General features: G+C 43.7%; 6 protein-coding genes and 1 pseudogene. 2 read left to right on the forward strand and 5 right to left on the reverse strand.

What is annotated here, in order from left to right; genetic code table 11:
* Positions 1-117: 117 nt before the first annotated feature.
* Positions 118-228 (reverse strand): annotated as a pseudogene (locus PX636_RS09875) (SDR family NAD(P)-dependent oxidoreductase); the annotation flags it as partial.
* A 148-nt stretch (positions 229-376) separates the two neighbouring features.
* On the opposite strand from PX636_RS09875, the gene isiD reads away from it, so the two are divergent.
* Positions 377-589, forward strand: a complete 213-nt coding sequence (gene isiD / locus PX636_RS09880; protein ID WP_002796844.1) for a protein IsiD — start codon at positions 377-379, stop codon at positions 587-589.
* 164 nt (positions 590-753) lie between these two features.
* The gene (locus tag PX636_RS09885; protein WP_288116982.1) at positions 754-1,752 is read left to right on the forward strand and encodes an adenosine kinase; all 999 of its coding nucleotides are present in this window, start codon (positions 754-756) and stop codon (positions 1,750-1,752) included.
* A gap of 488 nt (positions 1,753-2,240) precedes the next feature.
* On the opposite strand, the gene PX636_RS09890 is transcribed toward PX636_RS09885, so the two are convergent.
* The 4 genes from PX636_RS09890 to PX636_RS09905 all read right to left on the reverse strand — a co-directional run bounded on the left by PX636_RS09890 (position 2,241) and on the right by PX636_RS09905 (position 4,268).
* Positions 2,241-2,645, reverse strand: coding sequence for a DUF5615 family PIN-like protein (locus tag PX636_RS09890; protein ID WP_306766103.1), 405 nt, complete (start codon positions 2,643-2,645; stop codon positions 2,241-2,243).
* Positions 2,599-2,841: a DUF433 domain-containing protein gene (locus tag PX636_RS09895; protein ID WP_002790012.1), complete on the reverse strand. Its 243-nt coding sequence runs from the start codon at positions 2,839-2,841 to the stop codon at positions 2,599-2,601. The genes PX636_RS09890 and PX636_RS09895 overlap by 47 nt, the downstream gene beginning before the upstream one ends.
* Before the next feature lie 930 nt (positions 2,842-3,771).
* Positions 3,772-4,044 carry a ParE family toxin-like protein gene (locus tag PX636_RS09900; protein WP_052277675.1) on the reverse strand — a complete coding sequence of 91 codons (273 nt, stop codon included), beginning with the start codon at positions 4,042-4,044 and terminating at the stop codon, positions 3,772-3,774.
* Positions 4,041-4,268 (reverse strand): hypothetical protein, encoded by a 228-nt coding sequence (locus tag PX636_RS09905; RefSeq protein WP_002758339.1) that lies wholly within the window; start codon positions 4,266-4,268, stop codon positions 4,041-4,043. Before PX636_RS09905 ends, PX636_RS09900 begins: the two co-directional genes overlap by 4 nt.
* Positions 4,269-4,428 lie beyond the last annotated feature (160 nt).

Genomic DNA, 4,428 nt, shown 5'->3' on the forward strand with positions numbered 1-4,428 from the left:
CATGATCAAGCTAGAGGTTTAAAGACTGAGCGGGTTGCAATTATTTTTATTAATAAATATTTAACACAATTCATACCAGGTAAGCAAGAGGGCTACGCCACTACTACCAAATCATTACCTATCTCTGGATCTAGCGACTAAAATTAGCTCCATTTGCCGTTGGGCAAGTTGACGGGCAAAGACGACGCCGATACCGGTGGAAGCACCGGTAATGAGGGCTGTTTTCATAGAAGATCAATCAAAAATAGCTTTTTTGCTGGAATTGTACCACAATTACCCTTGCATTTACAGTTCTTAACTTGGCGGGGAAGGCATTTTTTCAACTCAGAATATATGTTAGGCTAGAAATAGAACAAAGGTCGAGGGAGGTGCAGAAATGACAGTTATAAGCTTCACTGATCAAGATATTGCCAAGTATACCGCCGCTGATATTGCGTCTTTGGCCGAACGACTAGAAAAAGATGAGTATAGTAACCCCTTCGAGGCTTTGCGGGATTGGCATCTGCTGCGAGCGATCGCTTTTCAAAGGCAGGAATTAGCCGAATCTTATCTTTATCTGTTGGATCTAGAAGCCTACGATGAGGCTTAAAGTTGCTTAGTTAAACAAAACTTAACACAAATTACTGGGGGTGTGAGACTAGCACACCCATTATTTTTGATTATGATATTCTCTGGCTGAAAAAAGCCCCTAGCTTTTTGCTCCTTATTTCCCTACTATCAGTAACAAAGTATTTTTAGGCGATCGACTAAATTATGGGCAAACAATACAACGTTTATGGGATCGGTAACGCGCTCGTCGATATGGAATTTCAAGTCTCTCCTGAATTACTGCAAGAATTGGGCATCGATAAAGGAGTGATGACGCTGGTGGACGAAAATCGTCAAACCCAGTTGATGGAAAAATTGGCTCTTGATTGTAAACGCAGCGGCGGCGGATCGGCGGCGAATACCCTAGTAGCGATCGCTCAGTTGGGGGGTAGAGGTTTCTATTCCTGTAAAGTGGGCAATGACGAATTAGGTAAGTTTTATCTGCAAGATCTGCGCGCCTGTGGTTTGCATACCAATGAACACGGTGGCGAAAAAGAGGTGGGAATCACGGGAAAATGTCTAGTTTTCGTGACTCCCGATGCCGATCGCACCATGAATACTTTTCTCGGCATCACCGGGGAAATTTCCGAACGAGAATTAGTACCTTCAGCGATCGTTAATGCCGATTATCTCTATCTCGAAGGTTATCTCGTCACCTCTCCCACTGCCAAAGCTGCCGCTATTAAAGGGCGAGAAATTGCTCAGGCTGCTGGAGTCAAAACCGCTTTATCCCTGTCGGATCCCAATATGGCGATCTTCTTCCGGGAGGGATTACTGGAAATGATCGGAACGGGGTTAGATTTCGTTTTCGCTAATGAGTCGGAAGCTTTGACTATTTCCGGCAGCGAGGAAATTGAGTCAGCGATCGCCTATTTTAAAACCATTGCCCAAGGATTCGCTATCACCCGGGGTGCCAATGGTTCTTTGATCTATGATGGCGAAAATCTCCTGGAAATTGACCCCCATCCCGTACAGGCGATCGATACCGTCGGCGCGGGGGATATGTACGCAGGTGCGTTTCTCTACGGCATTACCCACGGTATGGGTTACAAAGGGGCGGGAAATCTCGCTTCTCTAGCGGCTGCCCGGGTGGTTTCTACTTTTGGGGCGCGTTTACAAACCGAGGAAATTCAATCCCTGCGCGATTTGATCGTTTTGGGATAGGTTTTGTCAGTGATCAGCTTTCAGTCATCGGGAGTCAGGTTTTTTCTCCCTGCTCCCTGCTCATAGACAGTCTTAACGAGTAATTTAGATAGGGTTTGCTGAATAAATTTGAAATGTAGGCAAAGTAAGGGTTTTGGGGCTTTACGAGCGAAACAGGTGCAAGATTTTGAGAGAATCGTCGTTCAAAACCTTGCGTCTTCATCGGCCCGCGTCCTGTAGGGGCGAAGCATTCGGGCAATAACCTATCGGTGAAAACGTAGATTTTCTATCCGAATGCTTCGCCCGTACTTATTCAGCAAACCCTAGATAGTCATACTAAATCCTGTTTAAAAGGTATGGAAGAGTGGGAAGAAGGGAGCGGGTTTTTCAAGTTGGATTGGGGGTTAATCATGCTATTAAAAACCGATTCAGTATAACGTTTCCGTTCACCCGCCGCTAGTAACTTCTTGGACTCAACAAAGAGACTGAATACGGTCGGTGTGCAACGGTTAGACATCAGACACTAATGGTAAACGACGAATACGAATACGGCTTGGCTCAACCGTAATGGCTGATCCTTGTTCTAAATCCTCCTCGCACTCAGCGATTACTGTCAACAAAAGATTCGTAAGTGCTTGGGCGCGTAATCTTTCAACCCGAATGCGAATGACTGAAGGAGTATTCGCCACATCAAGTGCCAGCAATGTATGGAAATCCGCATCGAGAGTAGCAACAACCCGTCCCTCGTCTCTAGCCCTTTGGATAATGTCTGAGTCTTCAGCTTCAGACATCCCTATTTGGCCAACATGAATAGTGTCGATCCCAGCATCACATAATAAAGTTGCCGCAGAAAGCGGTAGTCCCTGATCAAGCAACAGCTTCATAGCGATTAGGAAGTTCAATGATGCGATCATCCAAGTAGGAAGAGGCAAAAATTAGGGCTTGTCGAATATCTTCATCCTCCAGTTCCGGAAACTCTTGATGTAATTCTGCTCGATCGGGATAAGTTGCCAGTAGCTCAATCACTCGACGAACCGTAAGGCGAAGATTACGAATGCAGGGTTGCCCATTCATACGGTTTGGATGGCTCGTAATACGATCTAGTTTCATTAGAGTAATTCTATTTCTTCATGATCATTTTAACCTTTAGCGGGGTAAGCAATGCCTGAAAAACATCCTCCACATATCCATTCTCCGTCATCAGATAAACCGTCACCCATACTATCCTTATATCACGTCCAAAAGCCTGTTAGCCAGATTAGCCCACACCACACTTAAACCCACAGTTTTAATCAATGGGCATGGTGCGTTCCCCAAAATTGATCGCTGGAGCAGTGGGACTTGCATTAGGGAACGCACCCTACAAGATCGGCGATCGCACTACCGTACAGTCATCGATTATAACAACTCACGAATTCCCTAAAGACCCAGCCCCAAGTTCTGTAGACACCTTTGTAATAACCACCTACTAAAACCCAAGGACGACCTTGCCGGTCATAAGCTGTCTTATGTATGTAGACTTCTCTACCATTACGCAAGGCATTAACTACTTGTCCATTTGGTCTGTCACGAACGTTAAGAGGAGTACCAGTAGGGTCTGTTACTTGACAAACTCTTTCTGCTTTTACTGGTTGACTGATCACCATCCAAGCCAAAAGAGATAATGGAACCATCATAAAACTATTACTTCGCATATCTCTATTCCTAACGTGATTCTCCATTTTTTCAGAGAAAGATAGACTCTCTCTCACCAACCGAGAAATCCTTTGTCGAACGGAAACTTTCCGTACAACACTCTCTGGGGTAACGATATGGGTCAACCTTTTGTATATCACTCCATTTAGGCGCGATTGCCAGAACTTTTCCCTATATCAACTCCAAAAGCCTGTTAGCCAGATTAGCTTACTGCAAACAATCTCCTTTAAGGAAAATTATCACAAAAGCTTTGCGTGATTATAGCAAAGATTCTTAGATATGACTGCACTTTATCACAAAATTTCACTATTATTTCGGGTGCGGTGATTTGTTATGTTTCTTGGTTCACAACTTCTTTAACAATTTGTCATACTCTGCGTGAGAGCCTATCCAAAACCAAACAATTACATTCTTACTCTTGATTCTTCCTAGCGCTCTCCAACCTATACCGACTCTGATTGACCAGATCTGGTCTTCTTGATTGACCTCCTTAAATTCTAAGCTTGGATGACTTGGGTTATCTTTCCATAACTTGTAATTTTTTCTGGCTGTTCTTTTCACTCTGTCTGGTAGCTGTTGAAATAAGCCGACGAAATCTGGATTTAGTTCCGACTTCATAGCTCATCAAATCCCATTTCTTCAGTCTGTCCGTTTTCTGAATCCGCAATAGCTTTCTGAGCAAGTTCTTTGAGAATTAAGCTGTCTTGGGGTTTAGATAATGTTTCTTGCCATTTGATTTCATTTTCGATGTCTTCAATAAACTGCTCTGCCAGTTCGTCTTGAATTGCTTCTGGTAGTTCTTGAGCTTTTTGTACAGCTTTACTTAGAAGTGTTGATAACATTTCTTCTCTTCTCTTGAAAACATAACTACATATTATAGGTCAACTTTCTCTATAACACTCTCTGGGGTAACGATATGGGTCAACCTTCTGTATATCACTTCATTTAGGCGCAATCGCCAGAAGTTTTCCCTTTATCACCCCCAAAAGCCTGTTAGCCAGA

The sequence above is a fragment of the Microcystis sp. M53598_WE2 genome (assembly GCF_030067735.1).
Taxonomy (GTDB): Bacteria; Cyanobacteriota; Cyanobacteriia; order Cyanobacteriales; family Microcystaceae; genus Microcystis; species Microcystis aeruginosa.